The organism is Pseudomonas sp. KH_040 (assembly GCF_057839305.1).
Window position 1 is genome coordinate 58,147 of the sequence record NZ_CM174487.1, and the last position, 23,731, is coordinate 81,877.

Here is a 23,731-nt window from a genome sequence, read left to right on the forward strand (position 1 = left end):
GCGCCCGGCGATGAAACTGGCGATGAAGTTGCGGACCCGTTTGTTCTTGAGTATTTCCGCGCTCATCACCGTGGCCTTGCTCGGGCTGCTGCTCGGGCTGGTCAGCGTGATGCAGATGGCGGGAACGCAAGAGGCGTTGGTGCGCAGCAACTTCGTCACCCTCGATCTGGGTCTCAAGCTGCGCCAGACGCTGGGTGATCAACTGATCATCATGCTGGCGGAAAAGCCTGATCCGGTGGCGTTCGAAGCGTCGAAACAGCATTACTTCGAGTTACTGGACCAAGGCATCGCCCAAGAGCAAGAGGGCGATGGCCGGCTATATGGCTTCAGTCGGGCAAAAGCGGATTATCTGAGCTTTCTGGAAGCGTTCGATTTGTCGCGTGACCCGGCCAGCTCGATGAGCAGCAGCGCCGACTTTCGAGAGCGCTTCAACACACTGCGCAACGGACTGATCACCGAACACAAGCATGCACTGGACAACATCAACGCGGTACAGCGTGAGGCGCGCGACCGTGCCTTGTTGATTGCGGGTCTGCTTGGCTTTGTCGGGCTGGCGGTGCTGATCATCGGTTTTATCACGGCCCACGGCATTGCTCGGCGTTTCGGCGCGCCGATCGAGGCGCTGGCGAAAGCCGCAGACAATATCGGCCAGGGCAATTTTGAAGTGACCCTGCCGATTTCCTCGGCGATGGAAATGAACCTGCTGACCAAACGCTTTGGCCTGATGGCCGAGGCGCTTCGCGAGCACCAGGCGACCAACGTTGATGAACTGCTCGCCGGTCAGCAACGCTTGCAAGCGGTGCTCGACAGCATCGATGACGGCTTGCTGATGATCGACCGCCAAGGGCATCTGGAGCACCTCAACCCAGTGGCCCAGCGACAATTGGGCTGGGAAGATGATCGTCTCGGCCAAGGGTTGGGCACGGCGCTGGAGCGACCAGAGCTGGATGCGCAGCTGCAACTGGTGCTGCGCGGCGGCTCCCTGGAGCGCGCGCCGGAAGACTTGAGCATCGAGGTCGACGGCGAATCCCGCCTGCTGACCTACAGCCTGACCCCGGTCAGCCACACCCAGGGACATATCCTCGGCGCGGTGATGGTGCTGCACGATGTCACCGAGCAACGCGCCTTCGAACGGGTGCGCAGCGAGTTCGTCTTGCGCGCTTCCCATGAGCTGCGCACCCCCGTCACCGGCATGCACATGGCGTTCGGCCTGTTCCGCGAACGGGCGAAGTATCCCGCGGAGTCGCGAGAGGCCGATCTGCTCGACACCGTGAATGAGGAAATGCAGCGCCTGATGCAGTTGATCAATGACTTGCTCAACTTCTCGCGTTATCAGAATGGCCTGCAGAAACTCACCCTGGCACCATGCTCCATCGAAGACTTGCTGGAGCAGGCGCAACTACGCTTTGCCGATTCGGCGGCAGCCAAGGGCATCGCCCTGAATGTCGAGGTGCAGGGGCCGTTGCCACGTTTGCAGGCCGATCAGGCGCAACTCGATCGCGTGCTGGATAACCTGATCGACAACGCCCTGCGCCATACCGCCCGCAACGGTCAGATCCGCTTGCAGGCACGCCGGCACGGCGAGCGAGTGATCATCAGTGTTGAAGACAACGGCGAAGGCATTGCCTACGGTCAGCAAGGACGGATCTTCGAACCGTTCGTACAGGTAGGGCGCAAGAAGGGTGGTGCCGGTCTGGGCTTGGCGCTGTGCAAGGAAATCGTCCAGCTGCATGGCGGACGCATGGGCGTTTACTCGCGACCGGGGCAAGGTACGCAGTTTTATATGGCGCTGACGGTCTAGGCTTCATCGTCCATTCGCCGTCCGGCAAGGCGTCGGCCACGGGTGATCAGTTCGATGAACTGCACCGCGCTGAGCGCATGGGCGAACAACCAGCCCTGGCCGAATTTCACGCCTTCGCTGCTGAGCAACTCAGCCTGCGATTCCAGCTCGATGCCTTCGGCAATCACCTTCAGATCCAGCGCCTGGGCCATGTGAATGATGTGCGGGGCGACGCCGCTGCTCGCTGCGTCATGGCCCAGTGCATCGATAAATGCTTTGTCGATTTTCAGGCAATCGACCGGCAAGGTCTGCAGATAGGCGAGGCTGCAATAGCCGGTGCCGAAGTCATCGATCAATACTTGATGGCCGACATCGCGCAAGGCTTGCAGGTTTTCCCGCGCCACCACCACATCAATCAAACCGCGCTCGGTAACTTCGAAGGCAATCTGCCGCGCGGCGACGCGATGGAGCGTGAGCAGCCGCGCCATGACCTGGCCAATGCGCGGCACCATCACGTCACAGGCTGCAAGGTTGACCGAGATATACAGCTGCGGATTGGCGCGCAGCAACTGGCCCAGTTGCTCCAGCAAGCGCTGCAGAACAAAGTCGGTCATCTGGCGGATTTGTCCGGTGTTTTCCGCCATGGGGATAAACAGGTCGGGACTGGTCAGCGTGCCGTCCGGGCGACGCCAGCGTAGCAGCGCCTCGGCGCCGACGCAGTTGCGGCTGTCGAGATCGAAGATCGGCTGATAGAGCACCTGCAACTCGCCGCGCCGGATCGCGCCGTGCAGTTCGGCGTCCAGTGACTGGCGCTGGCGCACCAGCAGGAAAACGAAGAAACCGGAAAAGGCGCCAAGCAGCACGCACGCCGGAATCATCCACCACCAGATAGCCGGGATGTGCATGCTGGTTCTGGGTGTGATCAGCACCAACTGATACTCCGGATTATTCGTGGGCATGCGGTAGATCAGCCGGGTCTGCGTGACTTGCAGGGCATCGCGACTCTTTGGTGGCCAGTGTTCCGTGGGTGGCCAGTCTTGCGCCATGCCGAGCACCGGGATGGCCCGGGTGCCGTGATCGAGCACCACTAGCAGGCTGCTGCCGGGCGACAGATCGACCATGTCGGTCAGATGCCCGCGCGAGGTGGCCACGCGGAAATTGCCGCGTCCGAGCATCAGCGCTGCACGGTTTTCATCGGGTTCGGTGGTGGTGTTCAGCCAATAACTGTAAGTCGGGCCTTTGATATCCGGCGCGCGAACCACTGACAGGCCTTCCTGGCGCGGACGGTTCGAGCAGGTCCGCGAAGCGTCCATATAAGCTGCTTCATACACGAAGCGATAGTTGAAGGTGACCTGCTGCAGGGTGGCGATCATTTCATCGTCACAACTGCGCAATGGCTGCGCTTCAAGATCATCGAGACTTTCACGCAACTGGCCGAACAATTGTTCGAGGCGGGCGAGGAACCGCTCGCCTTGTGCGTTCATTTGCTGGCTTTCGCTTTGCTCGACCTGGCGCATCGCCACGAACATTCCGCCGGCGATCAGCAGGCTGGCACTGAGGACAGCCGCGATCATCGCCAAAAACCAGGGGCGATAAAACCAGCTACGCAACGTCTCTCGGGTAGCAGCCATCAAGGAATATCCGAAGAATTACCAATGAGTTATAGCTGCTGATTGCAATTTCGCCCTGACCGTCGGGCGGGCGTCATTATTTTGTCTGATTGAGCACCAGCAATAGTGCCGCCGTTTGCGCATCCGGCGTGCCGTCGAAGCGCGAAGGGCGGAAGTGCATCTGGAACGCTGCAAGGACGTGGCGCGTGGCGACGTCCAGTTCACCAGTCTGCGGCGTGTCATAACCCAGGTGCGCCAGTTGTGCCTGGAACCAACTGATACTCGGCAGTTCACTGCTGTTGAACAGCATTTGCTGGCGCGCTACCGCCTGTTCATTCGGCCAGACGCCCAACCCTTCAGCAGCGAGGCGTTTCCACGGGAACAGTGGCCCCGGATCAAGTTTGCGCAAGGGTGCGATGTCGCTGTGACCGATAATGTGTCGCGGGCTGATGCCGTTGCGTTTGCTGATGTCTTTGAGCAGGGCGATCAACGATTGGATCTGCGCCTCGCTGTACGGATACCACAGACGCCCGCTCGGCGTGTCCTTGAAACCCGGGTTGACGATTTCAATGCCGATCGAGCTGGAGTTGAGCCAGGTACGCCCCTGCCATTGGCTTTCGCCGGCGTGCCAGGCGCGTTGATTCTCATCCATGAGTTTGTAGACCGTACCGCTATTGTCGTCGCCGATCAGGTAATGGCTGCTGACTTCGCCGTGGGTCAGCAACTGCAGCGAGCGCTCCAGCGAGGCCGACGTGTAATGCACGACCACAAACTGAATGCGGCTGTCGTAATTGGCCGAAGGGTGGCTGGTGTTGTAGCGCGGGCCACTGGCACAACCGGCCAGAACGAGCAACGAAGCGAGGAGGGCAAAGAATTTCATGGCAGAAGGCAGTACACGCAAGACAGTAATGCAACAGTGTAACGTACTGCCTTGCGTCTCGACGGTCAGTGGGCGGATTTAAACAAAATGGAACAATTTGCTCAGCCCAGCTCGACCCGATTACGGCCTGCATTTTTAGCGCGATAAAGCGCCTGATCGGCTCTTTTCAGCACCAGATCGCTGTGTTCTCCAGCACGAAATGTTGCCAGCCCCATGGAAATGGTGATCGTCACTCGCTCGCCCTTGAAGTGGAAAGGGCAGGCTTCGATCGCTGCGCGCAGCGTTTCCAGAAGCTTGGCGCCGACCGCAGGCGGGGTGGCCGGCAGCAGCAAGACGAACTCCTCACCACCGAATCGGGCAATGAAATCAGATCCGCGCAGGCGTTTGCGCAGCACCGTGGCAATAATCTTCAGCACCTTGTCGCCGGCCAGATGGCCGTAGTTGTCATTGATCCGTTTGAAGTGATCAAGGTCGAGCATGGCCAGGCTCAGGGTGTTGCCGTGCTGCTGCCACTGCTTGATTTCATGCTCGAGGCGCTCGCTCCACGCAGCGCGATTGGGCAAGCCGGTGAGTGGGTCGATCAAGGCTTTCTGGCGCTGTTCTTCGAGGTGCTCACGGAATCCCTGGGCTTCCTGCTCCATATGCGCCACGCGCTCGGACAGACCTTTGAGCCGCGCAGCCACTTCCTGCTCGCGGGCGTCGCGCTGCTTCTGGTGCTGATCCATGGTGCCGATCAAGCCTTCGAGATGGTTCTCCAACACTTGCTTGAGGTCATCCAGATCGGCGGCTTCCTGAACGCTGGTCTGCAAGCCGTCGACTTGCTCGCGGATCTGCGTATCCATGGCCCGCGCCGCTGAGCTGTTGTCGGCATGGCCTTCACTGGCAGCTTGCAGATTGCTCTGGAACGCTTCGAGGCGTTCGTTGAGTTGCTGCAGGTACGCTTCGAATTCGTGCTGGCCGCTGTCGGTGATCGCCAGCATCAACGTCGCGAGATCGTCGAGGATCGGTATCAGTTCGTACCAGTTCAAGCCATGTTTCAGCCTTTCACGCATGGCTTCGGCTTGCGGGCGGTGGCGCTCCGGCAGGGTCAGGTCGTCGAGGAGGCCGATCAGGGTGTCTTCGATGTGCTTGGCCACGGAGCTGTAAGACGGCTCCGGGGTATCAGGCAGGGCGAACAGGATGTCGTGTTCGGATTGCTCCGGATCAATGGCGGCCAACGCCTGCGCGATGGGTTCGGGCAGCGGCAGGCTGTCGAGGATCAGTGGCGATGGATCACCGGGGTGAATCAGCTCATCAGGATTGATGGCGGTAGGCGTGATTGGAGTCTGAGCGGCAGCCTGGGTGAAAACAGGCTCGGGTTCAAAGCGCTCTGCTTGAGGTTCGCTCGGGTCACTGCTGCCTTCGCTGCCGACCGAGGGTGGCACGAAGGTAACCACTTCTGCCGATTCCGGTTGATTCTGGGCGTCCGGCATTGTTGTTTCGACAGGCGCAATTGCTTCGATGGCAGCAGTTGCCATCACAGGTTCAATCGATGCGACAGGGGCGGGCTGTGCGGTTTCTGGTGCGGGTGACGGTGCGGCAAGCGGTTGCAGCGGCGGCGCGGCTTGAAGCGGCGCGGGTGATTCTGTCGCTGGGGCTTCTTCGCTGTCGCGGCTTCCGAACAAACGCTGCAGCAGACCTGGTCGCCCCGGCTCTGGCGGGGTGTCCAACTGACTCAGTGCCTTGCCCTGCAGGCCGCTGAGTTCACTCAGCAGCAATGGCATTTCCCGCGCCGAACCGACGCGGCTATCCAGTTGTTTGGCAAATTTCTTCAGTGGCTGAGCGACTTCACGCGGCAACGGCAAAGCCTGCAACTGAGTGACCAGCGATGTCAGCGCGGTACTGACTTGATCGATGCGGGTTTCGCGGCGCTGCTCGGAATCGAGCACGGCTTTTTCCAGGCGCGGCAGGAGGGCGGCGAGGCCGGCGTCCATGTCGTCGGTGCGCACCACGTCGCGCATCTCTTTCATGCACTGATCGACGACTTTATCGGTACCTTCGGCCGCCAGCGTGCTGCGCACCAGGCCGCGACGCAGCAAGTCGAGCCTCGCGGCCCAGCGGCGTTCGAGTTTGTCCTGTTGTTCGATGCTTTTGAGGTACTTCTCTTTCCAGCGCTGGGCGTCGTCGCTCATTCAGGGGTTCCGCGAGGGGCAGGACTCAACGCGGGCAATGCATCGGCCGTGAGCGAACCCGGCAGACGAATCTCTACCGCGACCGGCAGGTGATCGGAAATCGGTTGTGCCAGCACTTCGACCTTTTCCAGGGTCAGGGTCGGGCTGAGCAAAATATGATCAAGGCAACGCTGAGGACGCCAGCTGGGGAATGTCGCTTCCACCTGCGGGGCCAGCAGGCCGAGATCGCGTAACGGAGAATGTTGTAGCAGATCGCTGGCATGGGTGTTCATGTCACCCATCAACACCTGGTGTTTATAGCCACCGATCAGCTCACGAATATAGGCCAGTTGCAGGCTGCGCGTTCGCGCGCCAAGAGCCAGGTGCATCATCACTACCACCAGCGCTTCCGGGCCTTCGCCGAAACGCAGCAGAATCGCCCCGCGACCTTTCGGTCCGGGCAGCGGGTGATCCTCGATCGCCGACGGTTTCAGACGACTGAGCACGCCATTGCTGTGCTGAGCGAGTCGGCCGAGGTTGCGATTGAGCTGTTGATACCAGTAGGGGAAGGCGCCGAGTTGGGCCAGGTGTTCGACCTGATTGACGTAGCCCGAACGCAGGCTGCCGCCATCAGCTTCCTGCAGGGCGACCAGATCGAAGTCGCCGAGCAAGTCACCGATTTTTTGCAGATTGCCTGAGCGTCCGTTGTGCGGCAGCAGGTGCTGCCAGCTGCGGGTCAGGTAATGCCGATAGCGCTCGGTGCTGATGCCGACCTGGATATTGAAACTGAGCAAACGCAGACGCTGGTCTGCGGGCAGGCCCGTTGACTCCAGGTGATGCTCATTGACCTGCGGATCATGCAGGCCAACGATGCGTTCGGACTTCCAGCGGCGCATGGCGGTTGCCGCGCTTAGTTGGCAGCAGCCTTGGTTGCCGCTCGCTCTTTGGCGACCAGTTGGTCAGCCAGTTTCAGCGCTTGCTCGGCACCACCGGCAGAGCCGATGTCGAAACGGTACTTGCCGTTGACGATCATGGTAGGTACGCCAGTGATCTCATACTTCTTGGCCAGTTCGCGAGCTTTGACGATCTGACCCTTGATAGCGAACGAGTTGAAGGTGGCCAGGAACTTGTCCTTGTCGACACCCTGGGTCGCAAGGAAGTCAGCCATATCCTGTGGATCGGTCAGCTTCTTGTGTTCTTTCTGAATTGCGTTGAATACCGCAGCGTGAACCTTGTGCTCGACACCCATGGCTTCCAGGGTCAGGAACATCTGGCCGTGAGCGTCCCATGGGCCGCCGAACATGGCAGGAATACGCACGAAGTTGACGTCGGACGGCAGTTTCTCAACCCAAGGGTTGATCACGGGCTCAAAGGCGTAGCAATGCGGGCAGCCGTACCAGAACAGCTCGACCACTTCGATCTTGCCAGGCTCTGCAACCGGTACCGGGTTGGCCAGTTCCACGTAAGGGGCGGCTGGGGCTTCGGCGGCTTGAGCGGTCACGCCGAACAGGCTGGCAGCGACGAGAGCGGCGCTGATGATCAGATTACGCATGCTTTACTCCTGGACAATTTGGGTCGCCTCGCGCGACCTGTTTTCAGACAGATCCTGGCGGGCATGAGTTCTGTAGTGTAACGGCAGCGGCCACAAAAAAGGGCGGCCAAAGCCACCCTTTTTATACTTGCTGCGACGGATTAATCGAGCGTTAACGTTGCAGGAGATGTCCATCGCCTGCAGCGCTCGATCCGTAGGCCTTAGTGCAGACCTTGAATGTAGCTGGAGACCGCAGCGATGTCTTCGTCGCTCAGGCGTTTGGCGATGGTCTGCATGGTCATGGTGTCGCCGTCGTTGGTGCGGCCGCCTTCTTCCTTGCGGAAGTCGGTGAGCTGCTTGGTGATGTATTGAGCGTGTTGGCCACCCAGATGCGGGAAGCCGGCAGCGGCGTTGCCGGCACCGTTCGGCGAGTGGCAGCCGGTGCAGGCTGGCAGGCCCTTGGCCAGGTTGCCGCCACGGAACAGCGCTTCACCGCGCGCGACGATCTTCGGATCGGCGGCGCCGACGCTGCCTTTCTGGCTGGCGAAGTAGGCGGCGATGTCCGCCAGGTCCTGATCACTCAGATTGGTCAGCAGGCCGGTCATTTCCAGAACGGTGCGCTTGCCCGACTTGATGTCGTGCAGCTGCTTGGTCAGGTAGCGTTCACCTTGACCGGCCAGTTTCGGAAAGTTTGGCGCCATGCTGTTACCGTCCGGGCCATGGCAGGCTCCACATACAGCGGCTTTTGCCTGGCCCGCTGCGGCATCACCGGCAGCATGGGCGAAGCCTGAAATTCCCACGGTCAACAGCAGACTCACGATCAATTTGTTCATCAGCTAATCCAACTACGGCTAAGGGTTAAGTTATGGACCGGGTTTACTCGCTCATCCACAGGATGATGGCTTGGTAATCCTCGGCACTGCAGTCCATGCACAAACCACGCGGCGGCATCGCCTTGAAACCCTGGGTCACGTGTTGCACCAGCGTCCCCATACCTTTCGCCAACCTCGGCGTCCAAGCTTCCTGATCGCCTCTTTTGGGCGCCATGGGTAGTTGGCCGGAATGACAGGCACCACAAACACGGTTGTACACAGCTTCCGGATCCTGTGTAGCCTGTGCGCTGTAAAGCGGCATCAAGACTCCGGCAGCCAGCAGCCATTTCGTCATAAAACGACCTTTTCAGGGTTGAGAGCGTTCTGCGTTCTAATGCGCAATCAAGGTCTGTCGCTCTCGTGAACTTCATCCTACGCTGGGACAAAGCACACACAAAATCTGCGGCATTATATACTGGCGTCACTGAAACGGAAGCGACACCGCGTTCCGCGCCCAATCCCGGCGCCGCCCACATCGGAAATCCCATGCAACTCAAGAATCCCATCCTCGGCCTGTGCCAACAGTCCACGTTCATGCTCAGTGCCGCCAAAGTCGATCAATGCCCTGACGACGAAGGCTTCGAAGTGGCGTTCGCCGGTCGTTCCAACGCCGGCAAATCCAGCGCACTGAACACCCTGACTCACGCCAGCCTGGCGCGCACCTCGAAAACTCCGGGTCGCACACAGCTGTTGAACTTCTTCAAGCTAGACGAAGATCGCCGTCTGGTCGACCTGCCGGGCTACGGTTACGCAAAAGTACCGATCCCGCTGAAGATGCACTGGCAGCGTCACCTTGAGGCTTACCTCGGTGGCCGCGAGAGTTTGAAGGGTTTGATTCTGATGATGGATATCCGTCATCCAATGACCGACTTCGACCTGCTGATGCTCGACTGGGCCGTTGCCGCCGGCATGCCGATGCACATCCTGCTGACCAAGGCCGACAAGCTGACCTACGGCGCAGCCAAGAACACCCTGCTCAAAGTGCAGTCGGAAATTCGCAAGGGTTGGGGCGATCTGGTCACCATCCAGCTGTTCTCCGCGCCAAAACGCATGGGCCTGGAAGAGGCCTACACTGTACTGGCCGGCTGGATGGAACTGGCAGACAAAGGCGCCGAGGCGGCTGAGTAAAACAGGGATTAGAAAATTGGCTGTGGTGCGCTCAGGCAAGGCGAAAGCACAGCTAAAAAGCGGAGTTTAGGGTACCTAAATGAGCATTTTTAGCTGTGCTTTCAACGCAGTCTGAGCGTGCCACAGCCAATTTTCGGGCAAAAAAAGCCCCGGACTTCATTGGGGAGGGAGAAGTTCCGGGGTTTAAGTTCCGAACCGCTAGGGCGGGGTTCAGATATCTGCCAACACTTAACACAACATAGGAGCATCGAAGGGCTTCACCAGCCATTCAGTAACTCTGAGTAGTGACCTTCCAGATTAGTTCAGATTTTTTTCAAAAAGCTTTGGAATAATCCCAAGCGCTTTTTGAAATAAGCAGGTTTTACCGGCATTGCCGCGACAACAGGTCGCGGCAAACCGTGTTCAAAAGGCTCAGTGAGCCTCATCCCAATTGTTGCCCACACCCACTTCGACCAGCAGCGGTACATCCAGTTTCGCCGCTTCGCTCATGTGTACGCGGATCTCGGCACTGACTTGTTCGACCAGATCCTCGCGAACCTCCAGTACCAGTTCATCGTGCACCTGCAGAATGACTCTGGCGTCCAGCCCGGACGTCGCCAGCCAGTTATCCACTGCCACCATGGCTTTCTTGATGATGTCGGCGGCCGTGCCCTGCATCGGCGCGTTGATCGCCGTACGTTCGGCGGCGGCGCGTTCCTGCGGCTTGTTCGAGTTGATTTCCGGCAGATACAGGCGACGACCGAAGAAGGTTTCGACATAACCCTGATCCGCCGCCTGCGCGCGGGTGCGCTCCATGTACTCGCGAACCCCCGGATAACGGGCGAAGTAGGTGTCGATGTAAGCCTTGGCAGTCTTGGTGTCGACGCCGATGTCCTTGCCGAGCTTCTGTGCGCCCATGCCGTAGATCAGACCGAAGTTGATCGCCTTGGCGCCACGGCGCTGGTCGGAGGTCACTTCGTTGAGTTCGACCTTGAACACTTCGGCAGCGGTGGCGGTGTGCACGTCCAGGTTGTTGCGGAAGGCGTTCATCAGGCCTTCGTCCTTGGACAGGTGCGCCATGATTCGCAGCTCGATCTGCGAATAGTCTGCCGCCAGCAGTTTGTAGCCTTTTGGCGCGACGAACGCTTGGCGGATACGGCGGCCTTCAGCGGTGCGTACCGGGATGTTCTGCAGGTTCGGATCGCTGGAGGACAAGCGCCCGGTCGACGCCACAGCCTGATGATATGAGGTGTGAATACGCCCGGTGCGCGGGTTGATCTGCTCCGGCAAGCGATCGGTGTAAGTGCTTTTCAGCTTGCTCATCGAGCGGTGCTCCATCAGCACCTTCGGCAAGCGGTGATCGTCTTCAGCGAGCTTCGCCAACACTTCTTCAGCAGTGGACGGCTGACCCTTGGCGGTCTTCTTCAGCACCGGAAGACCAAGTTTCTCGTAGAGAATCACGCCCAGTTGTTTCGGCGAGCCAAGGTTGAATTCTTCCCCGGCGATTTCGAACGCTTCGCGCTCCAGCGCAACCATTTTGTTGCCCAGCTCGATGCTCTGGATGCCGAGCAGCTCAGCGTCAACGAACGCGCCTTGGCGTTCGATGCGCGCCAGCACCGGCACCAGCGGAATTTCGATGTCGGTCAGGACGCTGGCCAGACTCGGGATCGCGCTGAGTTTTTCGAACAACGTCTGGTGCAGACGCAAGGTGATGTCGGCGTCTTCGGCGGCGTAAGGGCCGGCCTGCTCCAGGGCGATCTGGTCGAAGGTCAGCTGCTTGGCGCCTTTGCCGGCGATGTCCTGGAAGCTTACGGTGGTGTGATCGAGGTACTTCTGCGCGAGGCTGTCCATGTCGTGGCGGGTCGCGGTGGAATTGAGCACGTAGGACTCAAGCATCGTGTCGAAGGCGATGCCGCGCACGGTGATGCCTTGGCTCTGATCACCACCGATGGCGCAGTTGGCCAGAATATTCATATCGAACTTGGCGTGCTGGCCGACCTTGAGCTTGCTCGGATCTTCCAGAATCGGCTTGAGTGCGCGCAGTACGGTGTCGCGATCCAGTTGCTCCGGCACGCCGATGTAGGAGTGGGTCAGCGGAATGTACGCGGCTTCGTTGGCCTGCACGGCGAACGACAGGCCGACCAGTTGCGCTTGTTGCGCGTCGATGCCGGTGGTTTCAGTATCGAAGGCGAACAGTTTGGCGTTCTTCAGTTTTTCCAGCCAGACGTCGAAACGCGCCTGATCGAGGATGGTTTCATACGCGGCTTCGGTCGGAGCAGCAGGCGCTTCTGCTGCTGGCGCGCTGAACAGATCGCCGGCCGGTGCAGGCTCGCTGGCCGCGCTCAGCTCCAGACGCTTGGCGTCGCGATCCAGATCGTTGATCCAGCTCTTGAATTCCAGCAGCGAGTACAGCTCGTAGAGCTTGGCCGGGTCTTCCGCGCCCATTTGCAGATCGTCGAGTTCGACGTCCAGCGGCACGTCGACCTTGATGGTCGCCAGTTGATAGGAGAGGAACGCCATCTCCTTGTGCTCTTCGAGCTTGGCCGGCAGGGTTTTCGCGCCGCGAATCGGCAGGCTCGGAACGATGTCGAGATTGGCGTACAGCTCGGTAAGGCCGCCGTTGACCCCGACCAGCAAGCCGGAAGCGGTCTTCGGGCCAATGCCCGGCACACCCGGAATGTTGTCGGACGAATCGCCCATCAGCGCCAGATAATCGATGATCTGCTCCGGTGCGACGCCGAATTTCTCCTTCACGCCTTCCACGTCCATCGAACTACCGGACATGGTGTTGACCAAGGTAATGTGGCCGTCGACCAATTGCGCCATGTCCTTGTCGCCGGTGGAGATGATCACCGGACGATCCGCCGCCGCGCTGCTGCGGGCGAGGGTGCCGATCACGTCGTCGGCCTCGACGCCTTCCACGCACAGCAGCGGGAAACCGAGGGCGATCACGCTCTGGTGCAGCGGCTCGATCTGCACGCGCATATCATCGGGCATGCTTGGGCGGTTGGCTTTGTATTCGGCGTACATCTCATCGCGAAATGTCCCACCCTTGGCGTCGAACACCACGGCGAACGGGCTGTCCGGGTACTGCTTGCGCAGACTCTTGAGCATGTTCAACACGCCTTTGACCGCACCGGTCGGCAGGCCTTTGGAGGTGGTCAGTGGTGGCAGCGCGTGAAACGCGCGATACAGGTAAGACGAACCGTCCACCAGGACGAGGGGGGCTTGGCTCATGAGCAGGATCAACCTTTTCGGCGGGTCCGGCGCTAGAATAGCGGGACCGTTGACGACAAAGGGACAAGGTTATCATGCGTACGTTAAATCGCTTGCTGCTGGTCGGTCTGATTGCTGCCTCACCGTTGGCCGCGATGGCGGCGGATGATGCGCCCGCTTCGGAGCCGGAAGTTACGATCAACACGCACACTGAAGGTGACAAGGTCATCCAGGAATACAGTCGCAGTGGCTTCGTCTATGCGATCAAGGTCACGCCAAAGGGTGGCAAACCTTATTTCCTGGTGCGCGCCGATGGCACGGACGCGAACTACATTCGCTCCGACCAGCCGGATATGCTGATTCCGTCGTGGGAAATCTTTACCTGGAAGTAAGATTCCCGACTTTTAATCGGCGTCGCCTGACCGCGACGCCTGAACTGAGCAGTTTTTAACCATGTCTGTGTTCACTCCCCTGGCTCGGCCCGAGCTGGAAACCTTTCTCGCCCCTTACGGGCTTGGCCGTCTGCTTGATTTCCAGGGGATCGCCGCCGGCAGCGAAAACACCAACTTCTTTATCAGCCTGGAGCAGGGCGAGTTTGTCCTGACCCTGGTCGAACGCGGCCCGGTGCAGGAGATGCCGTTCTTCATCGACCTGCTCGACGTGCTCCACGAAGCCGACTTGCCAGTGCCGTACGCACTGCGCACCACCGACGGCGTGGCGCTGCGTGAGCTGAAAGGCAAACCGGCGCTGCTGCAACCGCGCCTGTCCGGCAAGCACATCAAGGTCGCCAATGCTCAGCATTGCGCGCAGGTTGGCGAGTTGCAGGCGCACCTGCACCTGGCGACCCAAGGCGAGCGCATGATCAAGCGCAAGACCGATCGGGGCCTGGACTGGATGCAGGAGGAGGGCAGCGAGTTGCTCTCGCACCTGAGCGATGAGCCGCGTGCCTTGCTGCAGAAGGCCCTGGATGAAATCACCGAGCGTAAAGACAAGATCCTCGCGCTGCCTCGGGCGAACATTCACGCCGACCTGTTTCGCGACAACGCGATGTTTGAAGGCACGCACCTGACCGGGCTGATCGATTTTTACAACGCCTGCTCGGGGCCGATGCTCTATGACGTGGCGATTGCCTTGAACGACTGGTGTTCGGACGAGGACGGTTTGGTCGATGGCCCGCGTGCTCGCGCATTCCTTGGCGCTTATGCAGCGTTGCGCCCGTTCACGGCGGCGGAGGCTGAGTTGTGGCCGACGATGTTGCGCGTGGCCTGTGTGCGGTTCTGGCTGTCGCGGTTGATCGCGGCGGAGCAGTTTGCCGGGCAGGACGTGTTGATTCACGATCCCAAGGAGTTTGAGCAGCGCTTGGCGCAGCGGCAGCAGGTGCACACACCGTTGCCTTTCGCCCTTTAAGATCAAAAGATCGTCCGAACGCGGCCCGAGCCTTCGGACGATCTTTTTCTATGGGGTTACAGAGATTCCAGGCATCCCGCCAAATCATTGCCCAACTTTTCCAACACCTGCTCATAGCCCTGAGCCGTCGCCGGGGTGTACCCGCCCAACGCATCCAGCTCAGCCAGTTTCACCGGCAGGCCAGCCACCAATGTTTCGGCCAAACGCGGACGCAACGGCGGTTCACTGAACACACAAGTCTTGCCCACTTCCTGCAAGCGCTTGCGCATCGCCGCGACATGTTGCGCGCCCGGCTGCACTTCGGCAGCCACGCTGAACACACCGGCATGCTTCAGGCCGTAAGCCTCTTCAAAATAATCAAACGCCTCGTGGAAGACGAAGTAAGGCTTGCCTTCAACACTGGCCAGACGCTTCTTCAAACGCTGATCCAGTGCATCCAGACGCTCATCAAACGCCTTGGCATTGCTCTGATAACGCTCGGCGTTAGCCGGGTCGACGGCGCTGAGGTCGGCGGCCATCTTGTCGGCAATCACCCGCGCGTTCACCGGCGATAGCCACAAATGCGCATCCAGCGTGCCGGGACGATGATCGTGATCATGCTCGTCAGCCTCTTCGGCGTGGGAATGGCTGTCTTCAGCGAAACGGCGCAGATGCATCCCCGGCAAGTCCTGCACGGCGACGCTCGGCAGTGTCCGGCCATTCAGCACGCGCGGCAGGAAACCTTCCATGTCCGGGCCGATCCAGTAGAGCAGATCCACCGATTGCACCTTCCGTACGTCGGATGGTCGCAGCGCGTAATTGTGTGGCGAAGCACCCGGCGGCAGCAGCACTTCGGGAATCGCTACCCCGTCCTGCACGGCCGCTGCAATCAGCTGCAACGGTTTGATGCTGGTGAGGACTTTGACCTCGGCCTGAGCCGAACCGATCAGCAGAAAACTGGCGACAAAAGCCACAAAAACAGAAAAAAGTCGGGACACGATGACCACTCAAGGAGGCGAGAACGGGTAACATAATAACGTCTCTATCAAAACTCGTCGCCGCCCATGCCTATTACACCGATTGCCAGCCGTCCCCACGACCACTCTCATTGCGTGCACAGCGCTTTGTCCGAGGCCGATACCTTGTGCGCCCAGAAAGGCTTGCGCCTGACCGCGTTGCGCCGCCGGGTGCTGGAATTGGTGTGGCAAAGCCACAAGCCGCTGGGCGCCTACGACATTCTCGCCGTGCTCAGCGAGCAGGACGGCCGCCGCGCCGCGCCGCCGACCGTGTACCGCGCGCTGGATTTCCTTTTGGAAAACGGCCTCGTGCATCGTATTTCTTCGCTGAACGCCTTCGTTGGCTGCGTGCACCCGGAGCATGCGCATCAGGGCCAGTTCCTGATTTGCCGCGATTGCCACGCTGCCATTGAACTTGAGCAAAAAGTGATCAGCGACGCGATCATCAACAGCGCCAAGGACGTCGGTTTCATCGTCGAGGCGCAAACCGTCGAAGTCGTCGGTCTGTGCTCCGGTTGCCAGGGGGCTTGATGAGCAATGCGCTGATCCGTCTGGAGCAGGTCGCCGTCACGTTTGCCGGGCAGGCTGTGCTGGACAACATTGAGCTGAGCGTCGAACCGGGGCAGATCGTCACCCTGATCGGCCCCAATGGCGCCGGCAAGACCACGCTGGTGCGTGCTGTGCTGGGCCTGTTGAAGCCGGACAGCGGCAGCGTCTGGCGCAAGCCGAAGCTGCGCGTCGGTTATATGCCGCAAAAACTCCACGTCGATCCGACACTGCCACTTTCGGTGCTGCGCTTTCTGCGCCTGGTGCCGGGCGTTGACCGTCCGCGTGCGCTGGCCGCGTTGAAAGAAGTCGGCGCCGAACACGTTATCGATAGCCCGGTGCAAAGCGTTTCCGGCGGCGAAATGCAGCGCGTACTACTCGCTCGGGCGCTGCTGCGCGAACCGGAACTGCTGGTGCTTGATGAGCCGGTGCAAGGCGTCGATGTCGCTGGCCAGGCCGAGCTGTACAGCCTGATCACCCGTCTGCGCGATCGCCATGGCTGCGGCGTGTTGATGGTGTCCCACGATCTGCATCTGGTGATGAGCACCACCGACCAGGTGGTCTGCCTCAACCGTCATGTTTGCTGTTCCGGGCATCCCGAGCAGGTCAGCGGCGATCCGGCGTTCGTCGAGCTGTTCGGCAAGAACGCGCAGAGCCTGGCGGTTTATCACCACCATCACGACCACGCTCACGACCTGCACGGTTCGGTGGTCAAAGGGCCGGTTATTGGCCAACCTCACGTTCACGGAGACAACTGCAAGCATGGCTGATTTTCTGTTGTATGCCCTGCTTGCAGGTCTGGCGTTGGCGATCGTTGCAGGTCCGTTGGGTTCGTTTGTGGTCTGGCGCCGCATGGCGTATTTCGGCGACACCTTGTCCCACGCGGCGCTGCTCGGCGTGGCGTTGGGCTTTCTGCTGGATGTCAGCCCGACGGTCGCAGTGACGGTCGGATGCCTGCTGCTGGCGGTGCTGCTGGTCACGCTGCAACAGCGTCAACCGCTGGCGTCTGACACGCTTTTGGGAATTCTCGCACCGAGCACGCTCTCTCTCGGCCTGGTGGTACTAAGCTTCATGCATGAAGTGCGGATTGACCTGATGGCCTATCTGTTCGGCGACCTGCTGGCGATCAGCTCGACCGATCTGGCGTGGATCCTCGGCGGCAGCGCGGCGGTGCTGGTGTTGCTGGTGACGCTGTGGCGGCCATTGCTGGCGATCACCGTGCACGAAGAACTGGCCAAGGTCGAAGGCCTGCCGGTGGCTGGCCTGCGCATGGCGCTGATGCTGTTGATTGCGGTGGTGATTGCGGTGGCGATGAAAATCGTCGGTGTGTTGCTGATTACTTCACTGCTGATCATTCCGGCGGCTGCGGCACAACGTCACGCCCGTTCGCCGGAGCAGATGGCACTGGGCGCGAGCCTGCTGGGCATGCTCGCGGTGTGTGGCGGGCTGGCGCTGTCGTGGTTCAAGGACACCCCGGCCGGGCCGTCAATCGTTGTGACGGCGGCCGCACTGTTTCTGTTGAGTTTTGTTCTGCCCCGTCGTGGGGTGTAGACTTGGCCGCTTTTTGCGCAAATAGAGAGTCGCAGGAATGAAGCCGTTCGCCTCCCGTTATCTGCTCCTTGTCGCATTTTCAGTGCTGCTCGGCGCCTGCCAAAGCACGCCGCCGGTGGCCGAAGTCCCCGATGCGCGGGCTACGGCCATCGCACAGCTGGAGCAAAGCCTGGCCAGCAGCGAACTGGCCACTGCCGAAGATCAATTGGCTGCTTTGCAGAAAGAAACCCCCAACGATCAATCCCTTGAGCAATACCAGCGGCAGCTTGCCGAAGCGTATCTGCGTCGCAGCCAGATCGTGCTGCAGAAGGGTGATGTGAATGCGGCCGCCACAGCGTTGAGCCGTGCCCGCGCGCTGATGCCGAAAGCCCCGGCGCTGACCGGTGGCGTCAATGGCGCCATTACCGAGGCGCGCAAGGCTGAACTGGAAAAGGCTGAAGCGGCGCTGTTGGCAGCCGAAGCCAAGCCGAAAGCCAAAGTGATCGATCCGACGGCCGAGAGCACCACGGTTGCGTTGAATATCACCGATAGCCACAAACTTCGTCGCCAACTCGATGCGATCGCCGCTGATGTGGTGAATTATGAGTGTGGGGTGACGATTCAGGCGCCACGCACCAATGACTATCCTTGGTTGGCGACGTTGCTGAGCAAGCGGGTCAAGAAATTGAATCCGGATTTTGATCTGAAGATTGAGAAGCAGACCGTGCGCACGGTGCCGGCGCAGATGGTTTTGAGTCCGCGTAAACCGTAAAAAGATCGCTGCCTGCGGCAGCTCCTACATGGGATTGAGGTACACCCTGTAGGAGCTGCCGAAGGCTGCGATCTTTTGCTTTTTAAGCTGGAATCGCTTTCGCCTTAGGCTCACGATCCCAAACCCGATGCTGCCCGATTGCCGCAAAGAAAGGCTTGGTCAACGCCGGCACATCCTTGCCTTGCAACAACCCGGCATCCGCCTCCAGCTTCAGCAGATCCTGCAATTGCTTGGCCTCTCCATGCAACGCAATCGCCTTCAAATGCTTGTAGGCCTCCAGCAGGTAATGCAATGCCACACCGTCGCCGCTCAATGCCTTGACCGACGCCGCGCCACCCGGCACGAAAACCGCATCGAAGATTACTGATGGCATTCCTTCCATCGAAGCATCCACAGGCAACATTTTGCCGTCCGCGGTTTTCACCGGCGCCGAAGTCGGGCCGAGCAATTTCGCGTGCGCACCTTCAGCCGCCAATGCCTTCTTCATCGCATCAATCGCTGCACCATCAACGCCGTTCGCAGCAAGAATTGCGACTTTTCGGGTTTTGATGTTCTCTGGCAGCAAATTAGCCTGGCTCAATGACGGCGAGTGATCGAACGACACCTTGCGCACATCCACCGTACCTTTGCTCGGTGCCGGCAGACCCAGGTTGGCCGCCACACGCTTGGCCAGTTCCAGATCGATGTTGGCCAGAATCTCGTTCACTTCTCGCGCACGGATGAACTCGCGCTCAACCTTGCCCAGCTCGAAGCTGTAAGCGGCAATGATGTGCTCCTTCTCGTGATCGCTCATGCTGTTGAAGAACAATGTTGCCTGGGAGAAGTGATCACTGAACGATTCGCTGCGCTGGCGGATCTTGTTCGCATCGATGCGCTCTGGATAACTTTCGAACCCACCGTCCTGCGCGGCCGGCGGCGTTTCTTTCGGCCAGCCACCATCAATCGAGTTTGGCTCATAAGAGGCGCGGCCCTTGTCGATCACCGTGCGGTGTTGCGCATCGCGCTGGCCATTGTGGAACGGCGCGACCGGGCGGTTGATCGGCAGCTCGTGAAAGTTCGGCCCGCCGAGTCGGCTGATTTGCGTATCGGTGTAGGAAAACAGCCGACCTTGCAGCAACGGGTCATTGGAGAAGTCGATGCCCGGCACGATGTGGCCAGGGCAGAACGCGACCTGCTCGGTCTCGGCGAAGAAGTTGTCCGGGTTGCGGTTCAGGGTCATTTTGCCCAGCGGCGTGATCGGCACGATTTCTTCGGGGATCAGCTTGGTCGGGTCGAGGATGTCGAAATCGAAGTCGTGCTCGTTTTCCTCCTCGATGATCTGCACGCCGAGTTCCCATTCCGGATAGTCGCCCATCTCGATCGCTTCCCAGAGGTCGCGACGGTGGTAGTCGGTGTCTTTACCGGCGAGCTTTTGCGCCTCGTCCCACACCAGTGAGCAAGTGCCGGCAGTAGGGCGCCAGTGGAATTTGACGAAGCGTGATTTGCCCTCTGCGTTGATCAGGCGGAAGGTGTGCACGCCGAAGCCTTGCATGCTGCGCAGGCTTTTCGGGATCGCCCGGTCGGACATCGCCCAGATGACCATGTGCGCCGATTCCGGCACCAGCGAGACGAAGTCCCAGAAGGTATCGTGGGCAGAGCCACCGGTAGGGATTTCATTGTGCGGCTCGGGTTTCACTGCGTGGACGAAGTCGGGAAACTTGATCGCGTCCTGAATGAAGAAGACCGGCATGTTGTTGCCGACCAGGTCGAAGTTGCCTTCATCGGTGAAGAACTTCACCGCGAAGCCGCGCACGTCGCGTACGGTATCGCCGGAACCGCGCGGGCCCTGCACCGTGGAAAAGCGCACAAACACCGGCGTCTTTTTCCCCGGATCCTGTAGGAAACCGGCCTTGGTCAGCGTCGAATGGTTCTCGTAAGCCTGAAAGAAACCATGCGCGCCAGTGCCGCGCGCGTGGACGATGCGCTCCGGGATGCGTTCGTGGTCAAAGTGCGTGATTTTTTCACGCATGATGAAGTCTTCAAGCAGCGATGGCCCGCGCGGGCCGGCCTTGAGGGTGTTCTGGTTGTCGGCGATCTTCACGCCCTGGTTGGTGCGCAGTGCCTGGCCGGTGGCGTCGGAGCGAAACTTCTCCAGGCTGTCGAGTTTGGCGTTGGTGTTGGCGCGATCCGGGGCATCGGTTCCGGCCATCTGGCTTTTATCGGTCGTAGGCTTCTTGCTCATCAGTCGTAAACTCCTCGGTTGACCCCGATGCTCGCCGGGGACTCTTGAGTGGTTCCCGGGCACGGCGCCCAGGGTTTTCAAGTCGCTTACTTAGTGACTGATGGGCTGCTTTGGACGTTCCTTTTTTATGACCTTTGATCTTGTTATTGCCAAATCGAAGGTTAATTGCGAAATAAATGCTAAGAACCTCTATACGGACAGGCTAAAATGCGCGCCCGGCTAACCGCTGATCCTTTTCTAACGCGCCCCACAAGGTTCGCTACGTGATCGAGTTTCAAAACGTCCACAAGACTTACCGCGTCGCCGGTAAGGACATTCCCGCGCTGCACCCGACCAGTCTCTCGATTGAGAACGGTCAGGTCTACGGCCTGATCGGCCATTCCGGTGCGGGAAAAAGTACTCTGCTGCGTCTGATCAATCGCTTGGAAGATTCCAGCGGCGGCAAGATCTTCGTCGACGGTGAAGAAGTCACCGCGCTCGACGCCAAAGGCCTGCGCCGTTTCCGTCAGCAAGTCGGGATGATCTTCCAGCACTTCAACCTGTTGGCCTCCAAGACCGTCGCCGACAACGTTGCGTTGCCGCTGACCCTGGCCGGTGAATTATCGACCAGCGAGATCAATCAGCGTGTGGCTGAACTGCTGGCGCGCGTCGGTTTGTCCGACCACGCCAAAAAGTACCCGGCGCAATTGTCCGGCGGCCAGAAGCAGCGCGTCGGCATCGCCCGCGCCCTGGCGACCAAGCCGAAAATTCTGCTGTGCGACGAGGCCACCAGTGCCCTCGACCCACAGACCACGGCCTCGGTGCTGCAACTGCTGGCCGAGATCAACCGCGAGCTGAAACTGACCATCGTCCTGATTACCCACGAGATGGACGTGATTCGTCGCGTCTGCGATCAAGTGGCGGTGATGGACGCTGGCGTGATCGTCGAGCAAGGTTCGGTGGCCGATGTGTTCCTGCATCCGCAGCACCCGACCACCAAGCGTTTTGTTCAGGAAGACGAGCAGGTCGATGAAGGCGAGCAGCGTGATGATTTCGCGCACGTGCCGGGCCGTATCGTCCGTCTGACCTTCCAGGGCGAAGCGACCTACGCGCCTTTGCTCGGTACTGTCGCCCGGGAAACCGGGGTCGACTACAGCATCCTCGCCGGTCGTATCGACCGCATCAAAGACATCCCCTACGGGCAATTGACCCTGGCCGTCACCGGTGGCGACATGGAAGCGGCCTTCGCCCGCTTCACCGCCGCTGATGTCCACATGGAGGTGCTGCGTTAATGGAAATGTTCGACGCTGCAATCAAGAATTACGACGCTGCGATAGAAGCCATCAAGCTGTTCTTCCAGAACATCGACTGGCTGGAAATCGGCCTGGCGACCAACGACACCATGATGATGCTCGGCGGCTCGCTGCTGTTCACCGTGTTGCTCGGCCTGCCGCTGGGCGTGCTGCTGTTTCTCTGCAGCCCGCGCCAGTTGCTGGAAAACCGCGTTCTCTACGCGATCATGTCGTTGGCAGTGAACATCCTGCGTTCGCTGCCGTTCATTATTCTGTTGATCGTGATGATCCCGCTCACCGTGCTGATCACTGGCACGTCGCTGGGCGTGGCCGGTGCGATTCCGCCGCTGGTGGTGGGTGCCACGCCGTTCTTCGCGCGTCTGGTGGAAACCGCGCTGCGTGAAGTCGATCGCGGCATCATCGAAGCGACCCAGGCCATGGGCGCGACCACGCGGCAGATCATTCTCAACGCGTTGTTGCCAGAGGCCCGTCCGGGCATCTATGCAGCGATTACGGTGACGGCGATTACACTGGTTTCCTACACGGCAATGGCCGGTGTGGTCGGCGCCGGTGGTCTGGGTGACCTGGCGATCCGTTTCGGCTACCAGCGTTTCCAGACTGACGTGATGATCGTCACCGTGGTGTTGCTGCTGATTCTGGTGCAAGTGCTGCAGATGGTGGGCGACCGTTTGGTCGTGCATTTCTCGCGCAAATAAGCGGTTTTGTATTGAACAGATGAGCCGGCCATTCGCTGGCAGGCGCCAGACGGGCGCCTCATAAGGAGTTAGCTGAATGAAAAAACTGATCGCTGCTTTCGCTGCCGTTGCAGCATTCTCGGCCCACGCCGAAACCCTGACCGTTGCCGCCACTCCGGTGCCGCACGCAGAAATCCTCGAGTTCGTGAAACCGGCGCTGGCCAAAGAAGGCGTGGAGCTGAAGGTCAAGGTCTTCACCGACTACATTCAGCCGAACGTACAGGTCGCGGAAAAACGCCTGGACGCCAACTTCTTCCAGCACCAGCCGTACCTCGATGAGTTCAACAAGGCCAAGGGTACTAACCTGGTCGCCGTGACCGGTGTGCACCTGGAACCGCTGGGCGCTTACTCGAGCAAGCTCAAGGATCTGAAGGATCTGCCAAGCGGTGCCAACGTGGTGATCCCGAACGACGCCACCAACGGCGGCCGTGCCCTGTTGCTGCTGGCCAAGGCTGGCGTGATCACGCTGAAGGATCCGACCAACATCCTGTCGACCGTCAAAGACATCGCGACCAACCCGAAAGACCTGAAGATCCGTGAACTGGAAGCCGCGACCATCCCGCGCGTGCTGACCCAGGTCGATCTGGCGCTGATCAACACCAACTACGCGCTGGAAGCCAAGCTCGATCCGTCCAAGGATGCGCTGGTGATTGAAGGTAACGATTCGCCGTACGTGAACATCCTTGTGTCCCGCGCGGACAACAAGGACAGCGACGCCATGCAGAAACTGGCCGCTGCGCTGCACAGCCCGGAAGTGAAGAAATTCATTACCGAGAAGTACAAAGGCGCGGTATTGCCGGCGTTCTGATTTAGATCGCTGCAACGAAAAAGGGGACGCTATGAGCGTCCCCTTTTTTGTGTTTGGCTTTGGACCTGATGTGAAGCTGCCCCTCACCCCAGCCCTCTCCCGAAGGAGAGGGGGCCGATCGAGGTGTCTTGCGTTCTACATCGACCTGAAAGGTCTTGGCGATTATGGATTCAAAGCAGGACGGCCAATTCGGTGTGGCTCCCCAATATCCCCCAATCAGTCCCCTCTCCCTCTGGGCGGTCCGACGTTTCGGGAGGGCTAGGGTGAGGGGCTTTTCGCT

General features: G+C 59.9%; 21 protein-coding genes. 11 read left to right on the forward strand and 10 right to left on the reverse strand.

Annotation, left to right across the window (positions count from 1 at the left end; translation table 11 throughout):
* Window positions 1-10: 10 nt before the first annotated feature.
* Window positions 11-1,801 carry an ATP-binding protein gene (locus tag AC3IUF_RS00280; protein WP_007911788.1) on the forward strand — a complete coding sequence of 597 codons (1,791 nt, stop codon included), beginning with the start codon at window positions 11-13 and terminating at the stop codon, window positions 1,799-1,801.
* On the opposite strand, the gene AC3IUF_RS00285 is transcribed toward AC3IUF_RS00280, so the two are convergent.
* From AC3IUF_RS00285 to AC3IUF_RS00315, 7 genes are all read right to left on the reverse strand, one after another.
* Window positions 1,798-3,411 (reverse strand): EAL domain-containing protein, encoded by a 1,614-nt coding sequence (locus AC3IUF_RS00285; RefSeq protein WP_489280045.1) that lies wholly within the window; start codon window positions 3,409-3,411, stop codon window positions 1,798-1,800. The two genes, AC3IUF_RS00280 and AC3IUF_RS00285, sit on opposite strands and share 4 nt — an antisense overlap.
* Before the next feature lie 76 nt (window positions 3,412-3,487).
* Window positions 3,488-4,270 carry an N-acetylmuramoyl-L-alanine amidase gene (locus tag AC3IUF_RS00290; protein ID WP_007911785.1) on the reverse strand — a complete coding sequence of 261 codons (783 nt, stop codon included), beginning with the start codon at window positions 4,268-4,270 and terminating at the stop codon, window positions 3,488-3,490.
* A 101-nt stretch (window positions 4,271-4,371) separates the two neighbouring features.
* Window positions 4,372-6,441, reverse strand: coding sequence for a GGDEF domain-containing protein (locus AC3IUF_RS00295; protein WP_489280047.1), 2,070 nt, complete (start codon window positions 6,439-6,441; stop codon window positions 4,372-4,374).
* Complete coding sequence (locus AC3IUF_RS00300; RefSeq protein ID WP_007911779.1) at window positions 6,438-7,316, reverse strand: endonuclease/exonuclease/phosphatase family protein; 879 nt, start codon at window positions 7,314-7,316, stop codon at window positions 6,438-6,440. Before AC3IUF_RS00300 ends, AC3IUF_RS00295 begins: the two co-directional genes overlap by 4 nt.
* A 14-nt stretch (window positions 7,317-7,330) precedes the next feature.
* Window positions 7,331-7,972 carry a thiol:disulfide interchange protein DsbA/DsbL gene (locus AC3IUF_RS00305; RefSeq protein WP_007911777.1) on the reverse strand — a complete coding sequence of 214 codons (642 nt, stop codon included), beginning with the start codon at window positions 7,970-7,972 and terminating at the stop codon, window positions 7,331-7,333.
* A gap of 200 nt (window positions 7,973-8,172) precedes the next feature.
* Complete coding sequence (locus AC3IUF_RS00310; RefSeq protein WP_095113107.1) at window positions 8,173-8,784, reverse strand: c-type cytochrome; 612 nt, start codon at window positions 8,782-8,784, stop codon at window positions 8,173-8,175.
* 43 nt (window positions 8,785-8,827) lie between these two features.
* Window positions 8,828-9,118 carry a c-type cytochrome gene (locus AC3IUF_RS00315; protein WP_038365005.1) on the reverse strand — a complete coding sequence of 97 codons (291 nt, stop codon included), beginning with the start codon at window positions 9,116-9,118 and terminating at the stop codon, window positions 8,828-8,830.
* 191 nt (window positions 9,119-9,309) lie between these two features.
* On the opposite strand from AC3IUF_RS00315, the gene yihA reads away from it, so the two are divergent.
* Window positions 9,310-9,951, forward strand: a complete 642-nt coding sequence (gene yihA, locus AC3IUF_RS00320; protein ID WP_007911767.1) for a ribosome biogenesis GTP-binding protein YihA/YsxC — start codon at window positions 9,310-9,312, stop codon at window positions 9,949-9,951.
* Between the two features lie 411 nt (window positions 9,952-10,362).
* On the opposite strand, the gene polA is transcribed toward yihA, so the two are convergent.
* A complete protein-coding gene (polA, locus tag AC3IUF_RS00325) occupies window positions 10,363-13,167 on the reverse strand; it encodes a DNA polymerase I (protein WP_007911765.1) in 2,805 nt (934 codons plus the stop codon).
* 74 nt (window positions 13,168-13,241) lie between these two features.
* Here polA and AC3IUF_RS00330 point away from each other — a divergent pair, with 74 nt between their 5' ends.
* Window positions 13,242-13,538 (forward strand): DUF2782 domain-containing protein, encoded by a 297-nt coding sequence (locus AC3IUF_RS00330; RefSeq protein WP_008081231.1) that lies wholly within the window; start codon window positions 13,242-13,244, stop codon window positions 13,536-13,538.
* Window positions 13,539-13,599: 61 nt separating this feature from the next.
* A complete protein-coding gene (locus AC3IUF_RS00335) occupies window positions 13,600-14,553 on the forward strand; it encodes a homoserine kinase (RefSeq protein ID WP_123376014.1) in 954 nt (317 codons plus the stop codon).
* 56 nt (window positions 14,554-14,609) lie between these two features.
* Here AC3IUF_RS00335 and AC3IUF_RS00340 read toward each other — a convergent pair whose 3' ends face one another.
* The gene (locus AC3IUF_RS00340; protein ID WP_095113240.1) at window positions 14,610-15,530 is read right to left on the reverse strand and encodes a zinc ABC transporter substrate-binding protein ZnuA; all 921 of its coding nucleotides are present in this window, start codon (window positions 15,528-15,530) and stop codon (window positions 14,610-14,612) included.
* Between the two features lie 66 nt (window positions 15,531-15,596).
* Between AC3IUF_RS00340 and AC3IUF_RS00345 the strand changes: the two genes are divergently transcribed.
* The 4 genes from AC3IUF_RS00345 to AC3IUF_RS00360 are packed head-to-tail and all read left to right on the forward strand — an operon-like array spanning window position 15,597 to window position 18,396.
* Window positions 15,597-16,079 (forward strand): Fur family transcriptional regulator, encoded by a 483-nt coding sequence (locus AC3IUF_RS00345; RefSeq protein WP_007911760.1) that lies wholly within the window; start codon window positions 15,597-15,599, stop codon window positions 16,077-16,079.
* Window positions 16,079-16,864: a zinc ABC transporter ATP-binding protein ZnuC gene (gene znuC / locus AC3IUF_RS00350; RefSeq protein ID WP_007911759.1), complete on the forward strand. Its 786-nt coding sequence runs from the start codon at window positions 16,079-16,081 to the stop codon at window positions 16,862-16,864. Before AC3IUF_RS00345 ends, znuC begins: the two co-directional genes overlap by 1 nt.
* Window positions 16,857-17,645 carry a zinc ABC transporter permease subunit ZnuB gene (gene znuB, locus AC3IUF_RS00355; RefSeq protein ID WP_489280051.1) on the forward strand — a complete coding sequence of 263 codons (789 nt, stop codon included), beginning with the start codon at window positions 16,857-16,859 and terminating at the stop codon, window positions 17,643-17,645. Before znuC ends, znuB begins: the two co-directional genes overlap by 8 nt.
* A 37-nt stretch (window positions 17,646-17,682) precedes the next feature.
* Entirely contained in the window at window positions 17,683-18,396 is a 714-nt protein-coding gene (locus AC3IUF_RS00360) for a PA5502 family lipoprotein (RefSeq protein WP_489280052.1), read from the forward strand.
* A gap of 82 nt (window positions 18,397-18,478) precedes the next feature.
* On the opposite strand, the gene katE is transcribed toward AC3IUF_RS00360, so the two are convergent.
* Window positions 18,479-20,620: a catalase HPII gene (katE, locus tag AC3IUF_RS00365; protein WP_123376208.1), complete on the reverse strand. Its 2,142-nt coding sequence runs from the start codon at window positions 20,618-20,620 to the stop codon at window positions 18,479-18,481.
* A 260-nt stretch (window positions 20,621-20,880) separates the two neighbouring features.
* Here katE and AC3IUF_RS00370 point away from each other — a divergent pair, with 260 nt between their 5' ends.
* The 3 genes from AC3IUF_RS00370 to AC3IUF_RS00380 all read left to right on the forward strand — a co-directional run bounded on the left by AC3IUF_RS00370 (window position 20,881) and on the right by AC3IUF_RS00380 (window position 23,451).
* A complete protein-coding gene (locus AC3IUF_RS00370) occupies window positions 20,881-21,888 on the forward strand; it encodes a methionine ABC transporter ATP-binding protein (RefSeq protein WP_007911748.1) in 1,008 nt (335 codons plus the stop codon).
* 5 nt (window positions 21,889-21,893) lie between these two features.
* On the forward strand, window positions 21,894-22,604 hold the full coding sequence (locus tag AC3IUF_RS00375; protein WP_172680176.1) for a methionine ABC transporter permease: 711 nt from the start codon (window positions 21,894-21,896) through the stop codon (window positions 22,602-22,604).
* Window positions 22,605-22,680: 76 nt separating this feature from the next.
* Window positions 22,681-23,451, forward strand: coding sequence for a MetQ/NlpA family ABC transporter substrate-binding protein (locus AC3IUF_RS00380; RefSeq protein ID WP_007911743.1), 771 nt, complete (start codon window positions 22,681-22,683; stop codon window positions 23,449-23,451).
* The last annotated feature ends 280 nt before the right edge of the window (window positions 23,452-23,731 follow it).